The organism is Mycobacterium sp. (assembly GCF_008709575.1).
Taxonomy (GTDB): Bacteria; Actinomycetota; Actinomycetes; order Mycobacteriales; family Mycobacteriaceae; genus Mycobacterium.
The window spans coordinates 1-582 of sequence record NZ_VYIK01000493.1 but is presented as its reverse complement, the minus strand read 5'-3'; the positions used below and the strand labels follow the sequence as shown (position 1 = coordinate 582).

General features: G+C 61.9%; 1 pseudogene. It reads left to right on the top strand.

From position 1 onward, the window contains the following. Window positions 1-103 precede the first annotated feature (103 nt). Window positions 104-582: pseudogene (locus tag F6Q13_RS19770) on the top strand (6-phosphofructokinase); the annotation flags it as partial.

The window sequence follows — 582 nt, the reverse complement described above, 5'->3', positions numbered from 1 at the left end:
ATGACCCAACTCAACAAAATGCCGCTTGACAAACCAATTCATGGGATGTCTCACACCGGTCTGGGACGCCGAGGGTGCTCTTCCCACTAAGACGGGCACTGGCATGGCCGAACAATCTTGGGCGCGTGAGCATTACGAGCAACTGACGAAGGTCACCGGCCAGCTCGACATTGACGGCGTGATAACCGAGTTCGACGGAGGCGGTTGGCGCGATCATTCCCGCGGCCCCCGCGACGCCAGCACGCTCACCACGTGGGGCGGTCATGTGATCACCGGTGCCGTAATGGCGAGCGGCCGTGCGTTCGGAATGTGCCGGTATTGGGCCCCGGACGGTCGAGTCACATTGGAGGGCGCATACGTCGTTGAGGACGGCTCACTGCGTCATGTCGACATCAATCGGGCTCCGCCACCGGCGGTGCTGATGCGCACTGGCGAAACCTACACGCTGGAATTGGTAGGACACCTCCCGATTCACGGCACCGTGCGATCGTCATTGTGGATCTCAATGGCCGACGGGTTGCCGTACGGGGTCATGGATGCGTCACGGGCCTACACCGTCAGCTGGGCACGAGTCGAGTGGGA